The 1,629-nt window shown below is 43.6% G+C and carries 3 protein-coding genes; all 3 read right to left on the bottom strand.

Annotation, left to right across the window (positions count from 1 at the left end; genetic code table 11):
• On the bottom strand, positions 1-238 hold a 238-nt coding region (locus FTV42_RS16760; protein WP_180039244.1), incomplete at its 3' end, for a hypothetical protein.
• On the bottom strand, positions 222-944 hold the full coding sequence (locus FTV42_RS16755) for a helix-turn-helix domain-containing protein (RefSeq protein ID WP_180012213.1): 723 nt from the start codon (positions 942-944) through the stop codon (positions 222-224). The genes FTV42_RS16755 and FTV42_RS16760, both read right to left, overlap by 17 nt.
• A 1-nt stretch (position 945) precedes the next feature.
• A partial coding sequence (locus FTV42_RS16750; protein WP_180039243.1) for a TraM recognition domain-containing protein occupies positions 946-1,629 on the bottom strand: 684 nt, incomplete at its 5' end.

Raw genomic sequence — 1,629 nt, 5'->3', positions numbered from 1 at the left:
GGGCTGTCATGGCTTGATCATCCAAGGAGTCTATGAAAGTCCGTACCGTCCCCATGTCCGCTTTTTTTAGGTCGGCAAAAGAGCTTTTTAAAAGCTCTACATCCATAGATGCGATAGAAAGAGCAAGATCAAAAGTATGATCTAAATCTTTGAAAGCCACGCCACCTAAGGCTTTACTAAAGTAGTGGCTAAAAGCGTGTACCTTAAAAAATAGATTTTCTTCAAAAGTTCTTTGCATATTCCCCCCATCCCTCATAAGTCACAAAGTGGAATCTTTTTCTAAAAGAATCATTTATAGGGCGAATTTTTCCATCCACAAACATCGTCTCGATCTTCAGAAAAAGACGCTCAATTCTTGGGCAAATCCTTTCAGGACAGATATATACGACTTCTTGGACAGTCCCATCGACAAGCATCTGACAATACTGACTAAAAATTCCCTCATATCGCTTAGGTGTCTTGACTCTCCTTTCGATCTCAAGAGCCACTTTTCGACCTCTTGGGGATACTCCGAAAGCATCTGGTACTTGAAGCCAGGTAGAACGCTCTGTAACTGCTTTTCTTCTAAGCTCACGCCCTCCTAGCCACTCGATCCATCCCAAATGGATCGCCTTAATTCTTGCACGCTGTACGTCAAGGTCATGCTGTAAAGTGATCTCAGAGACTCGATTGAGATCAAAGTGCGTGTATTCACCATCATCTGTGGCCTCAAAAGCTCCAGTAGGAGTCAAGCCCCAAAGAGCAGGACTTCTATGGTCATCCTCGTGAGATCTGTTCACCTCAAGTAAAAGCCCGCGGGTTTTCAGACGCTGAAGTGATCTAGAAATGCTTGTTCGAGTTACACCTAAACGCTCTCCTAAAAGCTTCCTAGTACTAAAGCCTTCACATCTCAAAAAATTCAGGATGATCATCTCTTTCTCATCCTTACGAGTGATCTGACTCATATCAATATCCCCCCTCTAAAATTAGCTCTTTTGTATCGAATTTTTCACTTTCATCTTCTCCAAAGTCTTTCACTGTGATGGCTTCATAGCTTTTTGTGACTTGAATCGGGGCGATAGATACTTTTTGAGGAAGTCCCTGTCCAAAGACGACCCCCACACCTCTAGGCAGATATAAAATTTCGTTTTCATCGTAGAGGTAGCTTTGCTCTTGGCTGATCCTGCGCTCTTTGACCTTTTGCGCTAGGCCAAGCGTCTTATCGACCTGTCGGCTCTCAACATCCACCAAAATTTTCCCCGATTTACGTGCAAAAAGCTCCGCAGTCTCAGGACTTTGGACTCTGTAGACGATTTTAAGGGGTGCATTTTCAAAGACTGCATCGATGACAGTTTCAGGCTTTAGATCACTTGGGCAGTCTCTTAGATCACCAAGGCTTTGATGTGCCATAAGTACATGAAGCCCTTTATCACGTGCAGCACCCAAAGCTTCGAGCGCAGTCTTTGAGATGTGATACTTAAGCTCATCCAAAACGACGAGGATCTTTTTAGGCGTACTTTCTATACGATCACGAATTTCTGTTTGCTGTATAAGCCAGACTAAAAGTATCTTTTGGATGCGGATGATGCGGGAATTTCTCATCGATCCGACGATGTAAACAACCCCCGCTTTTTGTACGACGCTCAAAAG

This window comes from Acinetobacter sp. YH16052 (genome assembly GCF_013417155.1).
Lineage (GTDB): Bacteria > Pseudomonadota > Gammaproteobacteria > Pseudomonadales > Moraxellaceae > Acinetobacter.
This window is presented reverse-complemented; position numbering and strand designations above follow the sequence as displayed.

What these genes read in the sequence shown, in the direction of transcription:
- FTV42_RS16755 (WP_180012213.1), bottom strand. Translation starts at nt 944, where the DNA reads ATGAGTCAGATCACTCGTAAGGATGAGAAAGAGATGATCATCCTGAAT.